Annotated in this window: 19 protein-coding genes; 12 read left to right on the forward strand and 7 right to left on the reverse strand. The window is 51.2% G+C overall.

The features are described from left to right. Nucleotides 1-4: 4 nt before the first annotated feature. Nucleotides 5-1,462 (forward strand): IMP dehydrogenase, encoded by a 1,458-nt coding sequence (gene guaB, locus DWZ44_RS02060; protein ID WP_117509520.1) that lies wholly within the window; start codon nucleotides 5-7, stop codon nucleotides 1,460-1,462. Between the two features lie 101 nt (nucleotides 1,463-1,563). Beyond that, the gene (locus DWZ44_RS02065; RefSeq protein WP_117761020.1) at nucleotides 1,564-2,274 is read left to right on the forward strand and encodes a peptidoglycan recognition protein family protein; all 711 of its coding nucleotides are present in this window, start codon (nucleotides 1,564-1,566) and stop codon (nucleotides 2,272-2,274) included. Nucleotides 2,275-2,371: 97 nt separating this feature from the next. Here DWZ44_RS02065 and DWZ44_RS02070 read toward each other — a convergent pair whose 3' ends face one another. The 4 genes from DWZ44_RS02070 to DWZ44_RS02085 are packed head-to-tail and all read right to left on the reverse strand — an operon-like array spanning nucleotide 2,372 to nucleotide 5,422. Continuing rightward, nucleotides 2,372-2,896: a VanZ family protein gene (locus DWZ44_RS02070; protein ID WP_117509519.1), complete on the reverse strand. Its 525-nt coding sequence runs from the start codon at nucleotides 2,894-2,896 to the stop codon at nucleotides 2,372-2,374. 43 nt (nucleotides 2,897-2,939) lie between these two features. Continuing rightward, nucleotides 2,940-3,764, reverse strand: a complete 825-nt coding sequence (locus DWZ44_RS02075) for a metal ABC transporter permease (protein ID WP_117804113.1) — start codon at nucleotides 3,762-3,764, stop codon at nucleotides 2,940-2,942. After that, nucleotides 3,761-4,468, reverse strand: coding sequence for a metal ABC transporter ATP-binding protein (locus tag DWZ44_RS02080; RefSeq protein WP_117804114.1), 708 nt, complete (start codon nucleotides 4,466-4,468; stop codon nucleotides 3,761-3,763). Before DWZ44_RS02080 ends, DWZ44_RS02075 begins: the two co-directional genes overlap by 4 nt. Then, on the reverse strand, nucleotides 4,469-5,422 hold the full coding sequence (locus DWZ44_RS02085) for a metal ABC transporter substrate-binding protein (RefSeq protein WP_242856691.1): 954 nt from the start codon (nucleotides 5,420-5,422) through the stop codon (nucleotides 4,469-4,471). Nucleotides 5,423-5,435: 13 nt separating this feature from the next. Here DWZ44_RS02085 and DWZ44_RS18365 point away from each other — a divergent pair, with 13 nt between their 5' ends. Then, complete coding sequence (locus DWZ44_RS18365) at nucleotides 5,436-5,789, forward strand: hypothetical protein (RefSeq protein ID WP_173815799.1); 354 nt, start codon at nucleotides 5,436-5,438, stop codon at nucleotides 5,787-5,789. 2 nt (nucleotides 5,790-5,791) lie between these two features. Here the strand turns inward: DWZ44_RS18365 and DWZ44_RS02095 are convergent, their stop codons facing one another. Both DWZ44_RS02095 and DWZ44_RS02100 read right to left on the reverse strand, forming a co-directional pair. Then, nucleotides 5,792-7,576, reverse strand: coding sequence for an ABC transporter ATP-binding protein (locus tag DWZ44_RS02095; RefSeq protein WP_117804115.1), 1,785 nt, complete (start codon nucleotides 7,574-7,576; stop codon nucleotides 5,792-5,794). 67 nt (nucleotides 7,577-7,643) lie between these two features. Next, nucleotides 7,644-9,407, reverse strand: coding sequence for an ABC transporter ATP-binding protein (locus DWZ44_RS02100; protein ID WP_117804116.1), 1,764 nt, complete (start codon nucleotides 9,405-9,407; stop codon nucleotides 7,644-7,646). Between the two features lie 794 nt (nucleotides 9,408-10,201). Here DWZ44_RS02100 and DWZ44_RS02105 point away from each other — a divergent pair. From DWZ44_RS02105 to DWZ44_RS02115, 3 genes are read left to right on the forward strand one after another with little or no spacing between them, the layout of a single operon-like run. Continuing rightward, nucleotides 10,202-11,041, forward strand: a complete 840-nt coding sequence (locus DWZ44_RS02105; protein WP_117804117.1) for a carbon-nitrogen hydrolase family protein — start codon at nucleotides 10,202-10,204, stop codon at nucleotides 11,039-11,041. 23 nt (nucleotides 11,042-11,064) lie between these two features. Beyond that, complete coding sequence (locus tag DWZ44_RS02110) at nucleotides 11,065-12,249, forward strand: iron-containing alcohol dehydrogenase (RefSeq protein ID WP_117804172.1); 1,185 nt, start codon at nucleotides 11,065-11,067, stop codon at nucleotides 12,247-12,249. 15 nt (nucleotides 12,250-12,264) lie between these two features. After that, nucleotides 12,265-14,082 (forward strand): N-acetylmuramoyl-L-alanine amidase, encoded by a 1,818-nt coding sequence (locus tag DWZ44_RS02115; protein WP_117804118.1) that lies wholly within the window; start codon nucleotides 12,265-12,267, stop codon nucleotides 14,080-14,082. Nucleotides 14,083-14,179: 97 nt separating this feature from the next. Here DWZ44_RS02115 and DWZ44_RS02120 read toward each other — a convergent pair whose 3' ends face one another. Further along, nucleotides 14,180-15,412 carry an argininosuccinate synthase gene (locus DWZ44_RS02120; protein WP_055218598.1) on the reverse strand — a complete coding sequence of 411 codons (1,233 nt, stop codon included), beginning with the start codon at nucleotides 15,410-15,412 and terminating at the stop codon, nucleotides 14,180-14,182. Nucleotides 15,413-15,694: 282 nt separating this feature from the next. Here DWZ44_RS02120 and argC point away from each other — a divergent pair, with 282 nt between their 5' ends. The 6 genes from argC (at nucleotide 15,695) to DWZ44_RS02150 (ending at nucleotide 21,675) form a co-directional block, all read left to right on the forward strand. After that, nucleotides 15,695-16,735 (forward strand): N-acetyl-gamma-glutamyl-phosphate reductase, encoded by a 1,041-nt coding sequence (gene argC, locus DWZ44_RS02125; protein ID WP_022462202.1) that lies wholly within the window; start codon nucleotides 15,695-15,697, stop codon nucleotides 16,733-16,735. 52 nt (nucleotides 16,736-16,787) lie between these two features. Beyond that, nucleotides 16,788-18,011 carry a bifunctional glutamate N-acetyltransferase/amino-acid acetyltransferase ArgJ gene (argJ, locus tag DWZ44_RS02130; RefSeq protein ID WP_022462203.1) on the forward strand — a complete coding sequence of 408 codons (1,224 nt, stop codon included), beginning with the start codon at nucleotides 16,788-16,790 and terminating at the stop codon, nucleotides 18,009-18,011. A 48-nt stretch (nucleotides 18,012-18,059) separates the two neighbouring features. Continuing rightward, on the forward strand, nucleotides 18,060-18,956 hold the full coding sequence (gene argB / locus DWZ44_RS02135) for an acetylglutamate kinase (RefSeq protein ID WP_022462204.1): 897 nt from the start codon (nucleotides 18,060-18,062) through the stop codon (nucleotides 18,954-18,956). Continuing rightward, entirely contained in the window at nucleotides 18,943-20,133 is a 1,191-nt protein-coding gene (locus DWZ44_RS02140; RefSeq protein WP_022462205.1) for an aspartate aminotransferase family protein, read from the forward strand. The genes argB and DWZ44_RS02140 overlap by 14 nt, the downstream gene beginning before the upstream one ends. Before the next feature lie 292 nt (nucleotides 20,134-20,425). Further along, a complete protein-coding gene (locus DWZ44_RS02145; protein WP_117804173.1) occupies nucleotides 20,426-20,857 on the forward strand; it encodes a DMT family transporter in 432 nt (143 codons plus the stop codon). A 113-nt stretch (nucleotides 20,858-20,970) separates the two neighbouring features. Then, the gene (locus tag DWZ44_RS02150) at nucleotides 20,971-21,675 is read left to right on the forward strand and encodes a helix-hairpin-helix domain-containing protein (RefSeq protein WP_117804119.1); all 705 of its coding nucleotides are present in this window, start codon (nucleotides 20,971-20,973) and stop codon (nucleotides 21,673-21,675) included. The last annotated feature ends 8 nt before the right edge of the window (nucleotides 21,676-21,683 follow it).

Below are 21,683 nucleotides of genomic sequence, written 5' to 3' on the forward strand. Positions count from 1 at the left end.
GAAAATGGGTACAATTATTGGTGATGGTATTACCTTCGATGATGTGCTTCTGGTTCCGCAGTATTCTGAAGTAACCCCAAACATGGTAGATCTGACTACGCATCTGACCAAGAAGATCAAGCTGAACATCCCGATGATGAGCGCCGGCATGGATACGGTTACAGAACACCGTATGGCAATTGCCATGGCACGTCAGGGAGGAATCGGTATTATCCACAAGAATATGTCGATTGAGCAGCAGGCAGAAGAAGTAGACAAAGTAAAACGTTCTGAGAACGGTGTTATCACCGATCCGTTCTATCTGTCTCCGGAGCACACCCTGGAAGATGCCAATAATCTGATGGCAAAATTCCGTATTTCCGGTGTCCCGATTACCGAGAACGGAAAACTGGTTGGTATTATTACAAACCGTGATCTGAAGTTTGAAACTGATTTCACCAAGAAAATCAAAGAGTCCATGACCAGCGAAAACCTGATCACTGCAAAAGTAGGCGTTACGCTGGACGAGGCAAAAGCAATCCTTGCAAAATCCAGAAAAGAAAAACTTCCGATTGTCGATGACGATTTCAACCTCAAAGGTCTGATCACCATCAAAGATATCGAGAAAACCATCAAGTACCCATTGTCCGCCAAGGATGAGCAGGGACGTCTGCTCTGCGGTGCCGCAGTCGGCATCACGGCAAACGTGCTCGATCGTGTCGATGCGCTGGTAAAAGCACACGTAGACGTGATCGTCATCGACTCCGCTCACGGACATTCCGCAAATATCTTCAAAACACTTCGTCTCATCAAAGAGCATTATCCGGATCTGCAGGTAATCGCCGGAAACGTGGCAACCGCAGAGGCAACAAGAGACCTGATCGCAGCCGGAGCAGACGCTGTTAAAGTCGGTATCGGACCTGGTTCTATCTGTACGACCCGTGTCGTTGCAGGTATCGGTGTACCGCAGGTCACAGCCGTTATGGACTGCTATGAGGAAGCAAAGAAGACCGGAACTCCGATCATCGCCGACGGCGGTATCAAGTACTCCGGAGACATGACAAAGGCTATCGCAGCCGGTGCCAATGTCTGCATGATGGGAAGCATCTTCGCAGGATGCGATGAGAGCCCGGGAGATTTCGAACTGTTCCAGGGAAGAAAATACAAAGTATACCGTGGAATGGGATCCATTGCAGCTATGGAGAACGGAAGTAAAGACCGTTACTTCCAGACCGGCGCCAAGAAACTGGTTCCGGAAGGTGTGGAAGGCCGTGTAGCATACAAAGGCCTCGTAGAGGACACTGTATTCCAGCTGATCGGCGGACTTCGTTCCGGTATGGGCTACTGCGGAGCGAAAGATGTTGAGACCTTAAAGGAGACCGGAAAATTTGTGAAGATTTCCGCAGCATCCTTAAAAGAGTCCCATCCGCATGATATCCACATCACCAAAGAGGCTCCGAACTACAGCGTGGACGATAAATAAGAATAAAAAGTCGCAAAAGGCAGAAGGGGGAAAGGGCAGAAACTTTTCAGCTTCTGCCTTTTCAAATGAGGGAGCGCTTATTTGCAGCGGGGAGAGAACATATGGCACAGAAGAGACGGGGAAAAACGACAAGAAAACAGAGGCAGCGCCAGCTTCACCGCAGAATGTTTCTGACGGGAGTTTTGGTGGTGCTGATCTGCGTCGGCATTTACAGCGGCATCCGCCGTGTGGCAAAAACGGCAAGTGATATCACGGCCGTTGACTATTCCGGTTCTGATTATGAGGACAACGATATCACCGACTGGACCGGCGCTCCGCCGATTGATGTGGAGCTTCTGACGCCGAACAGCTGGTCCAGACCGCAGACGAGGCTGAAAAAGGTGGACGGCATCGTTATTCACTACACGGCAAACCCGGGAAGCACGGCGATGCAGAACCGTGATTACTTTGAAAACCTGCCTGAGACGCAGGAGGCGCAGGCCAGCAGCCATTTCGTCGTCGGCATCGAGGGAGAAGTCGTTCAGTGTATCCCGACGAGTGAATGGTCGTATGCATCGAACCAGCGTAATTTCGATACGATCTCGATTGAATGCTGCCACCCGGATGACAGCGGTGAATTTACCGATGAGACATACAATTCTGTGGTCCAGCTCGCCGGTTTCTTATGCAAGCGGTTCAATCTGACTTCGGACGATGTGATCCGTCACTATGATGTAACCGAAAAGCTCTGCCCTCTGTACTACGTGGAGCATGAGGATGCCTGGATTCAGATGAAGGCAGATATTCAGGCATATGCGGATTCACTTTCCTAAGAGCTGTTTTTAAGAAAAATGAAAAAATCCCCGTTGGGAAAATCAGTTTCAGGAGAAATGATTTTTCCAACGGGGATTTTTCTGTTATCCAATATTTTTAGTAATAGTAACGCCGTCTGCGCCGCTTTCTTTTTTTCGTATTTCCGCCGAGTGCAATCCAGCAGAACAGCCGTACAAACGTGATGCCGAAGAGAACGCCGATGCTGTCGATGCCGACGTCCTTTACGGACGGGCCGCGGTTTGCCACCATGGTCTGGTGGAACTCATCGCTCGCGGCAAAGGCGACACAGAGGATGCCGGCAAGAAATGTGAGCGCGAAGCCGCGCAGGCCGTAGACGTAGAGCGGAAGCGAAACACAGATTGCAAGCAGACAGTACTCTGTCATATGAGCCAGCTTCCGCACCGGGTACTGATACTCGTCAGCCAGTTCCTGGATCTTCTCATCATCCCATCCGCGGTCCATGACGTGGTCGATCGTGATGAAAATGCCGCGCGCCACTTTTTCACTGAGCTGTGAGGATTCCGTTCCGTTCTGGGAAGAGAAGGAGAAAATCAGCGACATCATCAGAATCGCCGGGATGAAGGAAAACGGTTTTAACAATGCAATTACAATTCGATTCATAAAATACCTCCAGTAAAACAAAGCAGGTCAGATCGGAAACTTTTTATGCGGTATGCTCGCGGATTCCGGCAATCGCAGAAAAGATCAGGAATGCCAGCAGGTTCACGATTACGACCGTCGCTCCGGCAGGGGAGGACAGGAAAAACGAGAGGGACATGCCAAGAAGGAAGCACACCACGGAGAGAACCGCGGAGCAGATCACCACGCCCTGGAAGGTATGGCAGAGACGCATCGAGGTCAGTGCCGGGAAAATCAGCAGGCTGGAGATCAGAAGCGCGCCCATCATGCGCATGCCGAGGACGGTGGTGATAGCGGTTAAGAATGCCAGCAGCATGTTGTAAACCTCTGCGCGGACACCGGTTGCTTTGGCAAATGTCTCGTCGAAAGTGACGGCAAAAATACGGTTGTAATACAGGACGAACAGGATCAGCACGACGATGGAGAGCACTACGGAGAGAACAACGTCCTCATCACTCATCGCAAGGATGCTTCCGAACATGTAGTTGTTGACATCGGTGTTCATGCCGCTCGACCACGAAACCGTGATGACACCGATCGCAAGCGCAGAGCTTGAAATCAGGCCGATGGCGGCGTCGCCTTTGATCTTGCTGGATTCGTTCATGCGGAGCAGTAGAAAGGCGGCAAGCACGACGACAGGGATTGTGAAGGCAAGCGGAGCAAAACCGAGTGCCGTTGCAATCGCAAGAGAGCCGAATCCGACATGGGAGAGGCCGTCGCCGATCATGGAGTAGCGCTTTAACACGAGGCTGACGCCAAGCAGTGCGGCGCACAACGAGACGAGAATACCGACCACAAGGGCACGCTGCATAAACGGATAAGAAAGCATTTTCAGCAGATTCGAAATCATAAGTCGGCACCTCCTAAAAACTGTTTTCCAGCCTCGGTTTTCAGATACTCGTTCGTCGGACCGAAGAAGACCTGCTTCTGGTCGAGCTGGAGAATGTGCGTTGCGTCCGGCAGAATATTGCGAATATCGTGGGAAACCATGATGATCGTAACGTTCTGCTCGCGGTTGATGCGGCGGATGAGCTGGTACATTTCGTTTGTCATGACCGGGTCAAGGCCAGTGACCGGCTCGTCGAGGAGCAGCAGTTTCTTTGTGGCGCAAAGCGCACGAGCGAGAAGCACACGCTGCTGCTGGCCGCCGGAGAGATCACGGTAGCATCGTTTCTTTAATGGAAGGAGGTCGAGAAGCTCCATATTGCGGAGCGCGTCCTCTTTGTCTGCCTTTGTGTAAAACGGCGGGAAATGCGGGTGGTTCTGCCGGCCGGACAGCACGACTTCCCAGACGCTCGCCGGGAAATCCTTTTGTGCGGCGGTCTGCTGCGGCAGATAGCCGATCTCGCTTGGATGAAGCCCGTCGCCGGTTGTGATCGAGCCGGTGGACGGATTTTTTAAGTGAAGCAGTCCCTTGATCAGAGTACTTTTTCCGGAACCGTTCTCGCCCACAATACAGAGGTAGGAGCCGGCTTCCAGGGCAAAGTTGACATCGGTCAGGACCGGGATGCCCTCGTAGGAGAAGGTGACATCACTGCAGGTAAGTAGAGCCATTTAGTTTAAAGCCTCCTTTAATGCGGAAACGTTCTGTTCCATGAGGGAGAGATACGTAGCGCCGCTTTCGAAATCATCTTTGGATACATTGTGACAGGAATGAAGCAGCAGCTTTTTCGCGCCGGTCGCCTCACAGATGGAGTCCGTCATTTGTTCATTGGACAGCTCGGTGTGGAAAACGACGGGAATCTGTTCTTCCTTGATTTTATCAATTAAAAAAGAAAGGGTTTTGGCACTTGCCTCGGATTCCGAGGAGCAGCCGGGAAACGCCGCGTAGTAGTCGAGGCCGTAGGTGTCCGCAAAGTAGCGGAACGGGAAACGGTCGCCGAAAACAATGGTATGGCGGCTTGCAATTGCGGTGACATCGGAAAATTCCTCATCGAGGGAGGCAAGCGAAGCAAGATACGAGGCGGTGTTTGCCTGGTATTCATCCGCATGCTCTGGGTCGAGGCGGCAGAGGGAATCGCAGAGTTTCTGGACAATCCGCATCGCATTTTTCGGCGAGGTCCAGACGTGCTCGTCCTGTTCGCCGTGGGATTCGTGCGCATGATCATGGGAAGATTCGTCGTGTGTATCCTCGTCCTCATGGTCGTGTACATCCTCGTGATCTGCATCTTCGTCCTCATGGTCGTGCGCATCCTCGTCCTCATGATCGTGTGCGTGGCCGTGGGTCTCCATTCCCTCGACGGTTTCCTCGGCAACGGTGTCAACGCAGTCCATCAGCGTCACTACCTCTTTGTTCGAGGTATCGACAGAATCAAGGATTGTCTCGACCCAGGCATCGGAATCGCCGCCGACGTAGACGAAGAGATCACATTCGGAAACCGTAATCATATCGCCCGGTGTCGGTTCAAACGAGTGACTTTCCGCACCCGGGGAAAGCAGCATGTGGAGATCGAGATGATCGCCGCCGATGGCGCGCAGAAAATCATACTGCGGAAAAATCGTAGCCACGGCGGAGAGTTTCGTGTTCTCCTGGGAATCCGCCGTCTCTTTTGAGGATCCCGCACAGCCCGTCAGAAGAAGGAGGGCAGGAAGGAGGAGAAGGCGTAACGTTTTTTTTGAAAAAAATGTCATGATACTCCTTTCTGAAAGAAAACACGGAGGCATTCGAAAAAGCTCCGTATCAGACTGTTTCGTGACAAATGCCGCAGGAGTGGGAAGCGGCAGACGGGAACAAATGTCCCCGAAAAAAGATCAGTTATCATCATATAGCAGGGAGGATTCATTTGTCAAGGAAAGGAAAACCAGTTATAGAAAAGAGGGAAAAAAACTGCCTTTCCCTGTAAAAAAGAAAGGCAGTTTTGAGAAAATTTCTTGATTTTAGGATACCCTGCGGAACTGTGCCTGGTAGAGCTGGTAGTACGCGCCCTGTTTTGCCATCAGTTCGTCGTGGGTTCCCTGCTCGAAAATCTTTCCGTGGTCGATCACGAAAATCCGGTCGGCATTTTTAATAGTAGAAAGACGGTGCGCAATGATGAACGAGGTACGGCCCTTCAACAGGCTTTCGATTCCCTGCTGCACCTGAATTTCTGTCTGTGTGTCGATGCTGGACGTCGCCTCGTCGAGAATCAGAATCCGCGGATCGGACACCATCGTTCTGGCAAAGGCGAGAAGCTGGCGCTGGCCGTTGGAAAGACGGGCACCGCGCTCGCTGATCTCGGTGTCGTAGCCGTCCGGCAGTTCTATGATAAAGTCATGGGCATGCACGGCCTTTGCGGCGGCAATGATTTCTTCCTCCGTGGCATCGAGCTTTCCATACGCAATGTTGTCGCGAATCGTGCCGGAGAAGAGAAAGTTGTCCTGGGTCATAACGCCCATCTGGGCACGCAGGCTGTTGATGGAGACATCCGTCAGGCTGTAGCCGTCGACGCGGACCGTTCCAGAAGTAATATTGTAGAAACGGCTGATCAGATTGACAATGGTCGTCTTTCCAGCGCCGGTCGGGCCGACGAGTGCGATCGTCTCACCGGGAGCCGCTGTAAAGCTGACATCCTTTAAAACCAGCGTGTCCGGATCATCGGAGTAGGCAAAGCTGACGTGGTCGAACGTTACTTCTCCTTTGATCGGCGGCAGTTCTGTGACGCCAGGCTTGTCGGCAACCTCCGCCGGTGTGTCGAGGATCTCAAAGATTCGCTCCGCAGCGGAAAGGTTCGTGATCAGCTTGTTGTAAAAACCGGCCAGGTTCTGGATCGGATCCCAGAACATCGTCAGATACATCGCAAACGCCGTGAACGTACCGATCGGAACGGCATCCACGCCGAGTACGGAAATACCGATAAAATACAGAAGAAACGTTCCGATGCCCCATGTCACTTCGATCACAGCGGAAAAACCATCCGCCAGGCGGACCGCATGGATGAAGGAGTTCTGATGCTCAAGAAGAAGCCGGTCAAACTCGCCCTGCGATTCCTGCTCTGCGGTAAAGCTCTTGATGATGCGGATACCGGAGAAGTCCTCGTGGATATACGCCGTAACATTGGAAGATTTTTTTCGGAACGTCTGCCATCTCTTGTGTGCGACGATCTGAATAAAATACATGCCGATAGCGATCAGCGGCAGCACGAGAATCGCACTTAAGGAGAGCCAGATGTTTTTGATCATCATGATCGCCAGAATGGCGATGATCGTGAGAATGTTCGGAATCAGCTTTGTGACACCGTCGTTCAGCACATCCTTTAACGAGTTGACATCGCCGATGATGCGCGCCAGAATCTTTCCGGCCGGGCGGGTATCGAAAAAGCTGAAGCTTAAGGTCTGGATATGCGTGTAGAGCTCGTCACGGATTTCCAGAAGAATGTTGTTGGTAATACGCGCCATCAGAAGCATCCGCAGGCGGACACCGGCCGCGTAAACCAGGTTGATCACAACCATGAATACGCAGAGGGCAACAAGCCCGCGCCAGTCTTTCTGCGCAATATTGACGTCGATGGCGTACTCCAGGAGCAGCGGGTTCACAGTGGAAATCGCGATGGTAACGGCGAGAACCACGAGAACGACGGCAACCTGGCGTTTATAATTTTTTAAGTAGGAGAAGAGGCGGCGGATGGTCGCGCTCTTTAAGACCTCTTTCTGCTCTTCATCTACTTTACTGGAATTGATAGCCATAATCGTATTGTTCCTCTCTTAACGGGTAAGTAAATACAGAAGTTGTCGGGTAACAAATTAAATTGAATTAAGCATTGGCAGGAAGTGCCTGCTCGAGGGCTGCCTTTGCTTTATGGTAATCACCGTACTGAGCCTCCCAGGTGGAGTAGTACAGGCCTTTCTGTGCCATCAGACTCTCATGCGTGCCGCGCTCGGCGATGCGTCCGTGATCGAGATACAGGATCTCATCGGCACTCTGCACCGAAGAAATGCGATGGGCAATGATGATCTTGGAAACATCTTTTTTCTCGGCGAGATGGCTCTGGATTTCGTATTCGGTCTCCATATCGAGCGCCGAGGTGGAATCATCCAGTACGAGGATCGGAGCCTGTTTTGCCAGGGCGCGTGCGATGGAAAGACGCTGCTTCTGACCGCCGGAAAGTCCCATGCCGCGCTCGCCGATGACGGTTTCGTACTGATCGGAAAGGTGGTCGACGAACTCGGAAGCACACGCAGCGGAGACGGCGTTATGTACCTCTTCGGATTTCATTGTGCTGCGGCTGCCGAGGCGGACATTCTCAGAAATCGTGTCTGAGAACAGGAAGACGTCCTGCATGACGACGGAAGAAGTATCGCGCACGGTGCGCAGCGGCAGGGTGCGGATATCGTGGCCGTCGAGACAGATGGAACCGTCGGTGACATCGTAAAAACGCTCGAGCAGATTGACGATGGTTGTTTTTCCGGAACCCGTCATACCCATGATGCCGAGTGTGTGGCCCTGCTTTAAGGTAAAGTCGATATCCTGCAGAATCGGTGTGTCATGCAGGGAGAAATCGACGTGATGGAATTCCAGGTCACCCGGAAGTTTTGAAAGCTCCACCGGATTTTCCGGTTCTGCGATCTGCGGCTCCTCTGCGAGAATTTTGTTCAGCTTCTTGTTGGAAGCAATCGCAGAAGCGAAGCAGTTGCCGAGCCAGCCGACGTTTTCGATCGGCCAGGTGATCTTGGAGGTGTACTCCATAAAGGCCGTTAAAACACCGAGCGTAATGCGTCCGTGGATGACACCGTAGCCGCCCGCGAGAAGGACGAGCACGCGCATCAGCTTCGTAAGAAACGAGATGGCGGGATCGTATTTCATCAGGACGCGCGCCTGATCCATGTTGAGATCGCAGTATTTCTGATTGTGTTTCCGGAATTTTTTGATCTCATACGGTTCCCGTGCAAAGGATTTGACGGTGCGGACACCGGCGAGATTTTCCTGTGCAACGGTATTCATGACGGCGTTTTCCTCACTGATCGCATCGTAGACACGGTCGAGTTCTTTTTCGAGGCGGATTGCGATGCCTGCGACGAAAGGAAGGATCGCCACGGAGACGAGTGTCAGCGGCAGATCCAGTTTGACCATACTGACCATTGCCATCATGATACAGATCAGGCCTTCTAAGATCAGCATGCCGGCAAAGCCGAGGATATCCCAGATCCGGTCGACGTCATCGCGCACGCGGGCGAGGAGTTCGCCGGTATTGTTTTTGTCAAAGTATTCCACCGAAAGCCGCTGGACGTGGCGGAACAGGTTGTCCCTCATCTGGCTGGCGACGCGGACGCTGCTGACATCGAATAAAAATTCTTTAATGTACTGAAACAGGGCTTTTGCGGCACCGATCAGAAGAAAGGCGGCAAGGTATTTCCAGAGCAGTTCCATTTTGTGACCGACCAGCACGTCATCCACGATGTGCAGCGTGACAAGCGGCGCGAGCATATCGAGAAAGACACTTAAGGCCATGGAACCAAAAGCGAAAACGTAGTAGTACCAGTTCTGGAGCAGGTACTTACCGATTGGATTTTTCTTCATGAATGTTAAAACCTCCTCATTGATGTCGTTTGGGTGTCTGGCAGAACATAGGCTTTCAAAAGCTCCGTAAGTGTGGGAACGGAACAACGGGAAACGAAAGCGAAGGCTGCGTTTGTATATAAAAGAAGGGAATCGATGCGGTAAGAAGACCGCGGAATCTGCCTGCCGGAAACGGAGCGAAGCCGGAAAGAACGGTTTCGTACTGTTTATAGCAATAAAAAAAGCCGCAGTATCGACGTACCGCGCCTTCTGTGCGAAATAGCAGGCATAAAGAATGCATAGAGATTTGTTATGCAGAGTTAATGCTTACAAAGAATTTCGAAAGAAGGGCAGCCACCTGGTTTGATCGCCGTACGAAGTTTATTCTGTTTTACGCTGGATGCATAAATAAGATTGATCATAAGTGGTGTTCTCCTTTCATGATTTTTTCTGCCGCATCTGATCGAACACGACAGCTTATGATTCTAAGCTACTCCTGTTTTCCGGATTTGTCAATTGTTATTTTCAAAAATTAAAAAATAAAAGCTGCAAAAGGTATGAAAATTGCGAATTTGGGTAGCTGTTTTGGGGAATATGAGATATAATATTACTGTTCAATCAGCAGTGAAACACTTGCTGTTTCGCTGCGTAAGAAAGTGATTCAGGTGTGAGCAGCCCTCCTTTTGCGCAGCAAAACTTTCAATGAGGGCTGCGAATGTTACAGTTCGCAGGTATCTGTGAACTGTAACGATATAATAAACGAGAGTATAAGCGGAAAAATCACAAGATAACATGTGAAACGAGGGGACAAAAAGATGGAAAAAATAATTGCAGGCCTGGTGCAGATGGATTCCGGGCCGGATATGAATGAAAATATGCGTATGGCCGAGCAGTATGTGCGGGAGGCGGCGGAACAGGGAGCGAAGCTGATTCTTTTCCCGGAGACCGCAGAATACACGGGAGCAGACATGCCGGGCCACGCAAGTGCAGTGCCGGGCTACGTCAGCCGCCGGTTTTCCAGCCTTGCCAAACGGTACGATGTCTATCTGCACTGCGGCAGCATGACGGTACGGCGCCATCCGGGGCGTCCGTCCAACACGTCGTTTCTGTTCGGACCAGATGGAGAAACGATTGCAGAATACAGCAAAATACATATGTTTGACGTAAATATTCCGGGCAGTGTCTCCTACGAAGAATCACGCGAGATCTGCCCGGGAAATGAAATTGTTCTTGCGGACACGGCGCTTGGCCTGTTCGGCATGAGCATCTGCTACGATATCCGCTTTCCGGAACAGTACCGGCTGATGGCATCCTCCGGAGCAGATGCATTTCTGATAGCGGCGGATTTTACGAAAGCAACGGGAGAGCGCCACTGGGAAGTACTGCTGCGCACGCGCGCCATTGAAAACGGATGCTACGTGCTCGCCGCCAACCAGTGCGGCCAGAAAGCGCGGTTTGAGGCGTACGGCCATTCCATGATCATTGCGCCGGACGGCGAAATTCTTGCGGAGGCAGATGATACCCCGCAGGTACTCATCGCAGAGCTGGATCCGGAAGTGCTGGAGCGGACAAGAAATGAAATCCCGTCTCTGGAAAACAGGAGAGACGATCTTTACCGTGTAAGCTCGGGAAACGTACGGATTTATGAAGAATAAAAATGCAGGGAGGAAATAAGAAGATGGATCAGTTTATACAGTATACCCCGACGGAAGTCGTGTTCGGAAAAGAGACCGAAAACCAGGCAGGCGCTGAGGTAAAGAAATGGGGCGGCACAAAGGTGCTCGTCGTTTACGGAGGCGGAAGTGCAAAACGGAGCGGTCTTCTGGACCGAGTGGAAGCATCTCTTGCAAAAGAGGGCCTTGCCTTTGAAGAGCTTGGCGGCGTAAAACCAAACCCGAGACTTGCCCTTGCCGAGGAGGGTGTGAAAAAAGCAGTGGAAATGCAGGCAGACTTTATTCTTGCCGTCGGCGGCGGAAGCTCGATTGACACCGCAAAAGCCGTTGCACACGGAGCTGCAAATCCGGAGGAGGCACTCTGGGATATCTGGACGAAAAAAGTACCGCTGACAAAATCTCTCCCGGTAGGAGCGGTTCTGACGATTCCGGCAGCCGGAAGCGAGATGAGCGATTCAGCAGTTCTGACAAACGAGGCAATCGGCAAAAAGGCCGGCATCAACACGCCGTTCAACCGCTGCAAATTTGCCATCATGAATCCGGAGCTGGCAGCAACCCTGCCGAAATACCAGATTGCCTGCGGCGTAACCGACATCATGATGCACACGATGGAGCGCTATTTCATTCCGGAGAGCCAGTGCGAGATGACGGACGAGATCGCAGAGGGACTCCTCCGTACCGTAATCAAAAACGGACCGAAGGTTCTGGAAAACCCATCCGATTACAATGCGATGGCGGAAATCATGTGGTGCGGAAGCCTGTCACACAATGGACTGACGGAGTGCGGACGCGGCAAAGATTTTTCGGTACATAAATTCGGCCATGCGTTAAGTGCAAAATACGATGTAGCACACGGCGCATCCCTGGCGGCAGTCTGGGGTGCCTGGGCGAAATACCAGTACGATGAGGAGACGGTTCTCTGGCGGTTTGCACGGTTTGCAGAAAAAGTCTGGGGCATCACAGAGGGAAGCGATCACAAACGGGCAACGGAAGGCATTGAGCGCACAGTAGCGTTCTTCCATTCGCTCGGCATGCCGACCTCCCTGCATGAGCTTGATATCCCGAACCCGTCGGATGAGGATCTGCGTGCCCTTTCCATGGATGCAACACAGCAGGACACTGTAAAACTGTCCCGCATCCGCAAGCTGGGCGCACAGGAAGTATACGAGATTTACCAGATGGCGCGATAAAAGGAGGAAAACCAGATGGCAAAAAAGAAAATCGCAGCACTGCTGATCGCAGCGGTCGTTGCGGCAGGAGGCTGGGCGCTTCCGGCAAGGGTAAGCGCAGCAGAAAATGACGGCACGGCCGTAACCTGGCAGCAGGATGAGACGGAAAGTTCCGAGCAGAATTCGGATGAGGAAGCGGCAGTGCAGGAGCAGAGCGGTACTTCGGAAAACGAGACGCCGGCTGTTACGATTCCAGGTGAGGACAACGAACAGGAGCCGGAAGAGAAACTTCCTGCCGGCTGGGTGAAACAGGAGGACGGAAGCTGGAAATACAGAAAAGAGGACGGCACGATGGCCGCCAGCGAGTGGATCACCCATCTGAACCGGAGATATTATCTGAATGCAGACGAAATCATGTGCACGGGTCTTTCGATGGTCAACGGAAAGCTCTATTATTTTGAGAGCTGGGGCGGAGCCGGATACAAAGGCTGGAAAAAAGTCGGCGGGGCATGGTACTATCTGAACGAGGACGGAAGCGTCAAAACGAATGAATGGTTCGTTCACGACAAGAGAACATACCATGTAGATGAAAACGGTGTGATGAGCACCGGACTGCAGAAGATTGACGGAACGCTCTACTACTTCGAGAGCTGGGGCGGAGCCGGATTCCAGGGCTGGAAAAAAGTCGGCGGAACATGGTACTATCTGAATGAGGACGGAAGCCTCAGAACGAATCAGTGGTTTGTGCATGATAAAAGAACGTACCATGTAGACGCAGACGGTGTGATGAGTACCGGCTGGCAGACGATTGACGGCGTTGATTATTACTTTGAAAGCTGGGGCGGCATGCGCGTGAACGCCTGGGCGGCCAAGGGCAGTGACTGGTATTACATGGACAGCAACGGAACCCCCAAAGGGGAAGGCTGGCTGCTGTATGACAAGAACTGGTATTATCTGAGGCAGGACGGCAAAATGATGCACAGTGAATGGCTGTGGTATGATAATAACTGGTATTACCTGCAGAGCTGGGGCGGCATGTATAAGAGCCAGTGGGTAACGATCAAAGGCGCAACGTATTACTTCCGGAGCTGGGGCGGTATTTACAAGAACGGCTGGCAGGAAGTGGACGGAAAAACGTATTACTTCCGAAGCTGGGGCGGCATCTATAAGGATACCTACATCGACGGCTATTACGTTGATAAAAACGGTGTCCGCCGGAACAGCAAAAATATCTGCGTGGCAATCGACGCAGGACACCAGAGAAGAGGAAACAGCGAGAAAGAGCCGATCGGACCGGGATCATCGACCTATAAGGCGAAGGTTGCTTCCGGAACATGCGGTGTGGCAACCGGCATCAATGAGTATGAGCTGAACCTTGCGGTATCTTTAAAGGTACGCGATATCCTTGAGGAGCGCGGCTACGATGTTTACATGATCCGCGAGACGCACGACGTCAATATCAGCAACTCCGAGCGTGCAAAACTTGCCGCGCAGAACGGAGCAGACATTCTCGTGCGTGTACACGCGAACGGAGATTCGAACCAGTCGGTTTACGGAGCACTCACGATGGCACCGAGCAGCAGAAATACGTATCTTTCCGGTGATGTGGTCAGCAAGAGCCAGAAGCTCTCCCAGAAGATGATCGCAGCATTCTGCAAAGACACCGGTGCGAAGAACCGCGATGTGATTTACACCGATTCCATGAGCGGCATCAACTGGAGTACCATTCCGGTCACGATCATTGAGCTTGGCTTCATGAGCAATCCTTCCGAGGACCGTTTGATGGCAACCGAGGATTACCGAAACAAGATGGCACAGGGAATTGCGGACGGAATCGACGCATATTACGAATAAACAAAGGGACCTGCCTGAAATGGGCGGGTCCTTTTTGCATGCAAAAAAAGAAAGCGGAGCGAGTCCGCTTTCTTTTGGGAATCCATAGGATCAGATCTTATTTGTTGTTGTTTTTCTCCAGCTCCTGCATTTTCATCGCACGAACCTTCAGCGGCAGACCGAACAGTGTGATGAATCCGTCTGCATCGTGGTGATCGTAGAGATCGCCGGTGGTGAAGGAAGCAAGAGACTCATTGTACAGGCTGTACGGAGAAGACTCGCCGGCTTTGATGATGTTGCCTTTGAACAGTTTGAATTTTACTTCGCCTGTTACGTATTTCTGGGTTACATCAACGAATGCCTGGATTGCCTCGCGCAGAGGAGTGTACCATTTTCCTTCGTAAACAACCTCAGCAAGCAGGTTTCCGAGATCTTTCTTTGTTTTCAGGGTCTCACGGTCGAGAATCAGCTCCTCTAACTGCTCATGTGCAGCCATCAGGATGGTTCCGCCAGGAGTCTCATAAACACCGCGGGATTTCATGCCGACAACACGGTTCTCAACGATATCAACAATACCGATGCCGTGTTTTCCGCCCAGCTTGTTCAGCTCGGTGATGATTTCAGAAACTTTCATTTCTTTTCCGTTTAAGGTCTTCGGAACGCCGGCCTCAAAGGTCATGGTTACGTACTCGCCTTCGTCCGGAGCTTTTTCCGGAGGAGTGGTCAGTACGAGAAGATCGTCGTAGTTCGGCTCGTTGGACGGATCCTCAAGCTCAAGTCCCTCATGGCTGATGTGCCACAGGTTACGGTCACGGCTGTAGCTGTGGTTTGCATCAAACGGAAGGTCGATGCCGTGTGCTTTACAGTAAGCCAGCTCGTCTTCACGGGACTGCATGGTCCATACATCGGTCATTCTCCAAGGAGCGATTACTTTGATATCCGGAGCAAGGGCTTTGATGCCGAGCTCGAAACGGATCTGGTCATTTCCTTTACCGGTAGCGCCGTGGCAGATGGCAACAGCACCTTCTTTTCTTGCGATCTCAACGAGTTTCTTTGCGATAACCGGACGTGCCATGGAAGTACCGAGCAGGTATTTGTTCTCATAAACAGCGCCTGCTTTTACGCACGGCATGATGAAGTCTTCACTGAACTCGTCGATAACGTTTTCGATATATAATTTGGAAGCGCCGGAAAGTTTTGCTCTCTCATCGAGGCCAACCAGCTCGTTTCCCTGGCCGCAGTCGATGCAGCAGCAGATTACTTCGTAGTCAAAGGTCTCTTTCAGCCACGGAATAATGGCAGTAGTATCAAGTCCGCCGGAATAGGCAAGTACAACTTTTTCTTTCATAATGTAAGATCCTCCTTGGATTTCTCGTGCACCTATATGCGCGGTGCATCGTCAATGACTAAAATATACATCATACGACAGGATTATGCAAGCTTTTTTTCAGAAATTCAAAAAAAACTTGCATAATATACATTTGAGGTGTATACTTATGCAGTCGACGGTATATGACAGCAGAAAACAAAGATTTTTCATTGAAAAAAGAAAATAATTGAGCTATCATAAAGAGAAAAGAAAAAATGTCCGGCAAGACAAGAAAACGGGCGAAAGAAAAAAGGAGAAAAAGGTATGATCAGAGCAGGAATTATCGGTTCTACAGGATATGCAGGAGGCGAGCTGGTGCGTATTCTCCTGGGACACAAAGATGTGGAGATTAAATGGTATGGTTCCAGAAGCTATATCGATAAGAAATATGCGTCGGTTTACCAGAATATGTTTCAGTTAGTAGACGATGTCTGCAAGGACGACAACATGGAGCAGCTTGCAAAGGAAGTAGACGTCATTTTTACAGCAACTCCGCAGGGCCTCTGTGCTTCCCTGGTAAATGATGAAATTCTTTCGAAAGTAAAGGTCATCGACCTGAGCGCCGATTTCCGTATTAAAGATGTAAAAACGTATGAAGAGTGGTACAAGATCGAGCATAAATCCCCGCAGTATATCGACGAGGCGGTTTACGGACTGTGCGAGATCAACCGTGAGAAAGTAAAACAAGCGCGCATCGTGGCAAACCCGGGATGCTATCCGACCTGCTCAACTCTTTCGATTTATCCTTTATTAAAGGAAGATCTGATTGATGGAAACACCATCATTATTGATGCAAAATCAGGAACTTCCGGAGCAGGAAGAGGAGCGAAAGTGGACAACCTCTACTGCGAGGTTAATGAAAACATCAAGGCATACGGCGTTGCCGGCCACCGCCACACACCGGAGATCGAGGAGCAGCTTTCCTATGCAGCTGGCTACCCGATCACCCTGAACTTCACCCCGCATCTTGTTCCGATGAACCGCGGCATTCTCGTAACGGCATATGCATCCCTGAAAAAAGATGTGACTTACGAAGAGGTTAAAGCCGTTTATGATAAGTATTATGCCAACGAGCAGTTTGTACGTGTTCTCGATAAGGATGTCTGCCCGCAGACGAAATGGGTCGAGGGAAGCAACTATGTGGATGTCAACTTCAAGATTGATCCGAGAACGAAACGAATCATCATGATGGGTGCGATGGACAACCTGGTCAAAGGCGCAGCAGGACAGGCGGTACAGAATATGAACCTGATGTTCGGCCTGCCGGAAAACGAAGGCCTGTGCATGCCGCCGATGTTCCCGTAAAAAAGACAGAAGCAGACAACAGACGGAATTTACGAAAAGTGAGGATAAAAGAATGAAAAAGATTGAAGGAGGCATCACTGCTGCAAAAGGTTTTCAGGCAGCAGGCGGCGCAGCAGGAATTAAAAAACAGGGCGTAAAGGATATGGCACTTGTCTACAGCGAGGTACCGTGCGTAGCAGCAGGAACCTTTACTACAAACATCGTAAAAGCAGCTCCGGTCAAATGGGACCAGGAGATTGTATACAACCATCCAACCGCACAGGCAATCGTCTGCAACAGCGGAATCGCCAATGCATGCACCGGCGAGGAGGGCTATGGCTACTGCAGAAAAACCGCAGAGGCAGCATCGGCTGCACTTTCCATTCCAGAGGACTCCGTTCTCGTTGCATCGACCGGTGTTATCGGAAAACAGATTCCGATCGATAAGATCGCAGCCGGCGTGGAAATGCTGAAACCGCAGCTTGCAGCTACAAGAGAAGCCGCAGCTACAGCAGCACAGGCGATCATGACAACCGACACCGAGCCGAAGGAAGTTGCTGTTCAGATCGAAATCGGCGGAAAAACCGTAACGATCGGCAGCATGTGCAAGGGCTCCGGCATGATCCATCCGAATATGTGCACCATGCTGAGCTTTGTGGCAACCGATGCCAATATTTCGAAAGAGATGCTGCAGAAAGCACTGAGCGAAGTCGTACCGGACACCTACAACATGGTTTCCGTAGACGGTGATACTTCCACAAACGATACCGTTCTCCTTCTGGCAAACGGTCTTGCCGGAAACCCGGAAATTACGGAAGAAAACGAGGATTACAAGATTTTCAAAGAAGCACTCTTTGAAGTCAATAAAACACAGGCGATGCACATCGCAGGCGACGGCGAGGGCGCAACCGCACTGTTCGAAGTGACGATTCAGGGAGCCGAGAGCAAAGAGCAGGCCGTGACACTGGCAAAATCCGTCATCACATCGAGTCTGACGAAAGCGGCAATCTTCGGCCATGACGCCAACTGGGGAAGAATCCTCTGCGCGATGGGTTACTCCGGAGCAAAATTCGATCCGGAAAATGTAGATCTCTACTTTGAGAGCGCAGCCGGAAAACTGCAGATTATCACGAAAGGTGTTGCCGTTGACTACAGCGAGGAGGAGGCAACGAAGATCCTCTCCGAGCCGAAAGTAACTGCGACCGCCGACATCCACATGGGAGAGGCGACAGCAACGGCATGGGGCTGCGACCTGACCTACGATTACGTAAAAATCAACGCAGATTATCGTTCCTGACCGGATCCGGAACAGGCACGGGAAAAGAGCATAAGAGGAGAAAAAATCATGGTAAATCAGATGTATCTGGACAAAGCAAATGTGCTGATCGAGGCACTTCCTTATATTCAGCGGTTCAACCGCAAAATCATTGTCATCAAATACGGCGGAAGCGCAATGGTGGATGAAGAGTTAAAGAGAAACGTCATCCAGGACGTAGTTCTTCTGAAACTGGTCGGCTTCAAACCGATCATCGTACACGGCGGCGGAAAGGAAATCAGCCGCTGGGTCGGAAAAGTCGGCATGGAACCGAAATTCGTCAACGGCCTTCGTGTAACGGATGCCGATACGATGGAAGTGGCAGAGATGGTGCTGAATAAGGTCAACAAAGAGCTTGTCACCATGATTCAGTCACTCGGAGTTAATGCTGTCGGCATCAGCGGAAAAGACGGCGGACTCTTAAATGTAGAGAAGAAGCTGTCCAAGGGCGAGGATATCGGCTTCGTTGGAAATATCAAGAACGTAAACCCGAAGGTGCTGTACGATCTTCTGGAGAACGACTTCCTTCCGGTTGTCTGCCCGGTAGGCATGGATGATGATTTCAATACTTACAATATCAACGCAGACGACGCGGCATGCGCCATCGCTGAGGCGTTAAATGCGGAAAAACTGGCATTCCTGACCGATATCGAGGGTGTCTACAAAGATCCGAAGGATCCGGAGAGCCTGATTTCCGAGCTCCACGTACAGGAAGCAAGAGATCTCATCACAAATGGAAATGTCGGCGGCGGCATGATTCCAAAACTGCAGGGCTGCATCGATGCGATCGAGAACGGCGTATCGAGAGTCCACATCATGGACGGAAGAATCCCGCACTGCCTGCTGCTTGAGATCTTTACGAACAAAGGAATTGGTACGGCTATTTTAGGGGAAAACAAGGAGAAATTCAATCATGAAGACGAATGAGTATATGGAACAGACCGAGCAGTACGTGCTCCACACCTATAACCGGTTCCCGCTTGTGATCGACCACGGCGAGGGCGTTCATCTGTATGACACCGACGGAAAAGCATATCTGGACTTTGCGGCAGGTATCGCGGTATATGCGCTCGGCTACAGCAATGACGATTATAAAAAAGCAGTGAAAGACCAGGTGGACAAAGTCATCCATGTTTCCAACCTGTTCTACAATGTTCCGATGGGCTCCGCGGCAGAAAAGCTGGCGAAGGCATCCGGCATGGATAAAGTATTCTTTACGAACAGCGGTACGGAGTCGATCGAGGGAGCCATCAAAGTAGCGAGAAAATACGCTTACTTAAAAGACGGCAGCAACGATCACGAGATCATCGCGATGAACCATTCTTTCCATGGAAGAAGCCTTGGAGCGCTTTCTGTAACAGGAAATACGCATTATCAGGATCCGTTCAAACCGCTGATCGGCGGCATTAAATTTGCGGATTTTAATGATCTGGAGAGCGTAAAGGCACAGATTACCGACAAGACATGTGCGATCATCATGGAGACTGTACAGGGCGAGGGCGGTATCTATCCGGCAACGAAAGAATTTTTACAGGGCGTGCGCGATCTGTGTGACGAGCACGACATTCTGCTGATCCTCGATGAGATCCAGTGCGGCATGGGAAGAACAGGAAAGCTGTTCGCATGGCAGGATTACGGCGTACAGCCGGATGTCATGACGTGTGCAAAAGCACTTGGCTGCGGCGTTCCGGTCGGCGCCTTCGTGCTGAATAAAAAGACGGCAGAGCATTCGCTCGTTCCGGGAGACCACGGAACGACATACGGCGGAAACCCGCTGGCCTGCGCGGCTGTCAATGCTGTATTTGAATGCTATGAGAAACAGCATGTCGTAGAGCATGTAGCAGAGACGGCTCCGTATCTGGAGAAAAAGCTGGACGAGCTGGTGGAAAAATATGACTGCCTCGCAGCACGCCGTGGAAAAGGCTTTATGCAGGGCCTTGTCGTAACGGGACGTCCGGTCGGAGAAGTCATCAACCGCGCGATTGAGAACGGACTTCTTGTGATTTCCGCCGGAAGCGACGTTCTTCGTATGGTACCGCCGCTTGTGATTACGAAAGATGACATCGATGAGATGATTGAAAAACTGGAGAAAGCATTACAGTAATGTGAAATAGACAGCCGTCTGGTTTCCTAGGCAGGAGACCGGTCGGCTGTTTTCCTGCTGTCCCTGAGTTCTGTATAAAAACGGGGAAAAAAGGAATAGTATAAAATGTACTCTCGGAGCCTTTCTGCACTTGCTTTTACGGCCGATTTTCCGCCAGCTGCACCCAAATTTCATCAACGTACGCACCGCGTACGCCTCAGAAATTTGGGCACAACTGACAAAAAATCTTCTCGTAAAATCAAGCGCAGAAAGACTCCGAGAGTACATAAAAAAACAGCAGGAGGAAAAATCAATGGCGGGAATTTTAACAGCGCTGCTTTCCGGCGCACTGATGAGTATTCAGGGCGTTTTCAACACAGAGGTGACGAAACAGACGAGTACATGGCTGGCGGCCGGCTGGGTGCAGATTAGTGCGTTTGCCGTCTGTCTTGCGGTATGGTGCATCACCGGGAGGGAGCCGATCGGGGATCTGTTCCGCGTAAAGCCGTGGTATCTGCTGCTCGGCGGGGCAATTGGCGCGTTTATCACGATCACGGTTATCTGGAGTATGGCAGGGCTCGGCCCGGCGAAGGCGGCGATGCTGATCGTCATTTCCCAGCTCGCAGCGGCGTGGCTGATTGAACTGTTCGGCCTTTTCGGTATGGAAAAAACGGATTTCACCGTGCGCAAGCTGCTCGGCATGGCAGTGGCAGTTGTGGGAATTGTAGTGTTTCAGTGGGAATAACGATTAAGATTTCTACTTGTATTTTTATGGTTTCTTCGATACAATAGAAACGTAGTTATGCGTACACAAGGGACCCTTGCGCGTCAGATGCGAAGCGGAAGGGAGTACACAGCATGAAATTGAAAAAACAGCAGGACAGAGGCAGAAAACATACAAAAATACTGGCGGCGATGCTGGTTTTTTTGCTCTGCGGATGCAACCACAGGGATACAGAATACAAACTGTCAGATAGCACAGGCGGGAGCACGGCGGAAAACGTTTTCGGGAATCAGAAGGAAGTGGATGAGGAGCAGACGGTTTCCGGAAAAAGCGCCGGAGAAACCACAGGCATTCCGGAAAAACGTGAGGCACAGGAGGCAGCACCGGAAGAAACGGTGCAGGTTTATATCTGCGGTGCGGTCGCTTCCCCCGGTGTCTACACGCTGCCGGGCGGAAGCCGCGTAGTGCAGGCTGTGGAAGCGGCAGGCGGATTTCTGCCGGATGCTGAAGAAAAAATCCTCAATCTTGCACGGAAAATCGAAGACGGAGAGCAGATCACCGTCTGGACGCGCGAGGAGGCAGAAAACATGGAAATCACGGAAACGCCGCAGCAGAATACGGGCGGCACGGAGCAGGCTTCCGGTTCCGGCAAAGTCAACCTGAACACGGCCGGAAAAGAAGAACTGATGACACTCTCCGGCATCGGAGAGAGCCGTGCGGATGCCATCATCGCCTACCGCGAAGCAAACGGCCCGTTTGGTTCGATTGAGGAGATTATGAACATTGAGGGCATCAAGGGAAAGATGTTTGAAAAGATAAGGGGTTCTATCGAGGTTTAGAACAAGAA

The organism is Blautia sp. AF32-4BH (assembly GCF_003460565.1).
Taxonomy (GTDB): Bacteria; Bacillota; Clostridia; order Lachnospirales; family Lachnospiraceae; genus Fusicatenibacter; species Fusicatenibacter saccharivorans.

Excerpts from the sequence above, each read along its gene's own strand:
- guaB (WP_117509520.1), top strand. The coding sequence starts at position 5 with ATGGGTACAATTATTGGTGATGGTATTACCTTCGATGATGTGCTTCTG.
- DWZ44_RS02065 (WP_117761020.1), top strand. The coding sequence starts at position 1,564 with ATGGCACAGAAGAGACGGGGAAAAACGACAAGAAAACAGAGGCAGCGC.
- DWZ44_RS02070 (WP_117509519.1), bottom strand. The coding sequence starts at position 2,896 with ATGAATCGAATTGTAATTGCATTGTTAAAACCGTTTTCCTTCATCCCG.
- DWZ44_RS02075 (WP_117804113.1), bottom strand. The coding sequence starts at position 3,764 with ATGATTTCGAATCTGCTGAAAATGCTTTCTTATCCGTTTATGCAGCGT.
- DWZ44_RS02080 (WP_117804114.1), bottom strand. The coding sequence starts at position 4,468 with ATGGCTCTACTTACCTGCAGTGATGTCACCTTCTCCTACGAGGGCATC.
- DWZ44_RS02095 (WP_117804115.1), bottom strand. The coding sequence starts at position 7,576 with ATGGCTATCAATTCCAGTAAAGTAGATGAAGAGCAGAAAGAGGTCTTA.
- DWZ44_RS02100 (WP_117804116.1), bottom strand. The coding sequence starts at position 9,407 with ATGAAGAAAAATCCAATCGGTAAGTACCTGCTCCAGAACTGGTACTAC.
- DWZ44_RS02105 (WP_117804117.1), top strand. The coding sequence starts at position 10,202 with ATGGAAAAAATAATTGCAGGCCTGGTGCAGATGGATTCCGGGCCGGAT.
- DWZ44_RS02110 (WP_117804172.1), top strand. The coding sequence starts at position 11,065 with ATGGATCAGTTTATACAGTATACCCCGACGGAAGTCGTGTTCGGAAAA.
- DWZ44_RS02115 (WP_117804118.1), top strand. The coding sequence starts at position 12,265 with ATGGCAAAAAAGAAAATCGCAGCACTGCTGATCGCAGCGGTCGTTGCG.
- argC (WP_022462202.1), top strand. The coding sequence starts at position 15,695 with ATGATCAGAGCAGGAATTATCGGTTCTACAGGATATGCAGGAGGCGAG.
- argJ (WP_022462203.1), top strand. The coding sequence starts at position 16,788 with ATGAAAAAGATTGAAGGAGGCATCACTGCTGCAAAAGGTTTTCAGGCA.
- argB (WP_022462204.1), top strand. The coding sequence starts at position 18,060 with ATGGTAAATCAGATGTATCTGGACAAAGCAAATGTGCTGATCGAGGCA.
- DWZ44_RS02140 (WP_022462205.1), top strand. The coding sequence starts at position 18,943 with ATGAAGACGAATGAGTATATGGAACAGACCGAGCAGTACGTGCTCCAC.
- DWZ44_RS02145 (WP_117804173.1), top strand. The coding sequence starts at position 20,426 with ATGGCGGGAATTTTAACAGCGCTGCTTTCCGGCGCACTGATGAGTATT.
- DWZ44_RS02150 (WP_117804119.1), top strand. The coding sequence starts at position 20,971 with ATGAAATTGAAAAAACAGCAGGACAGAGGCAGAAAACATACAAAAATA.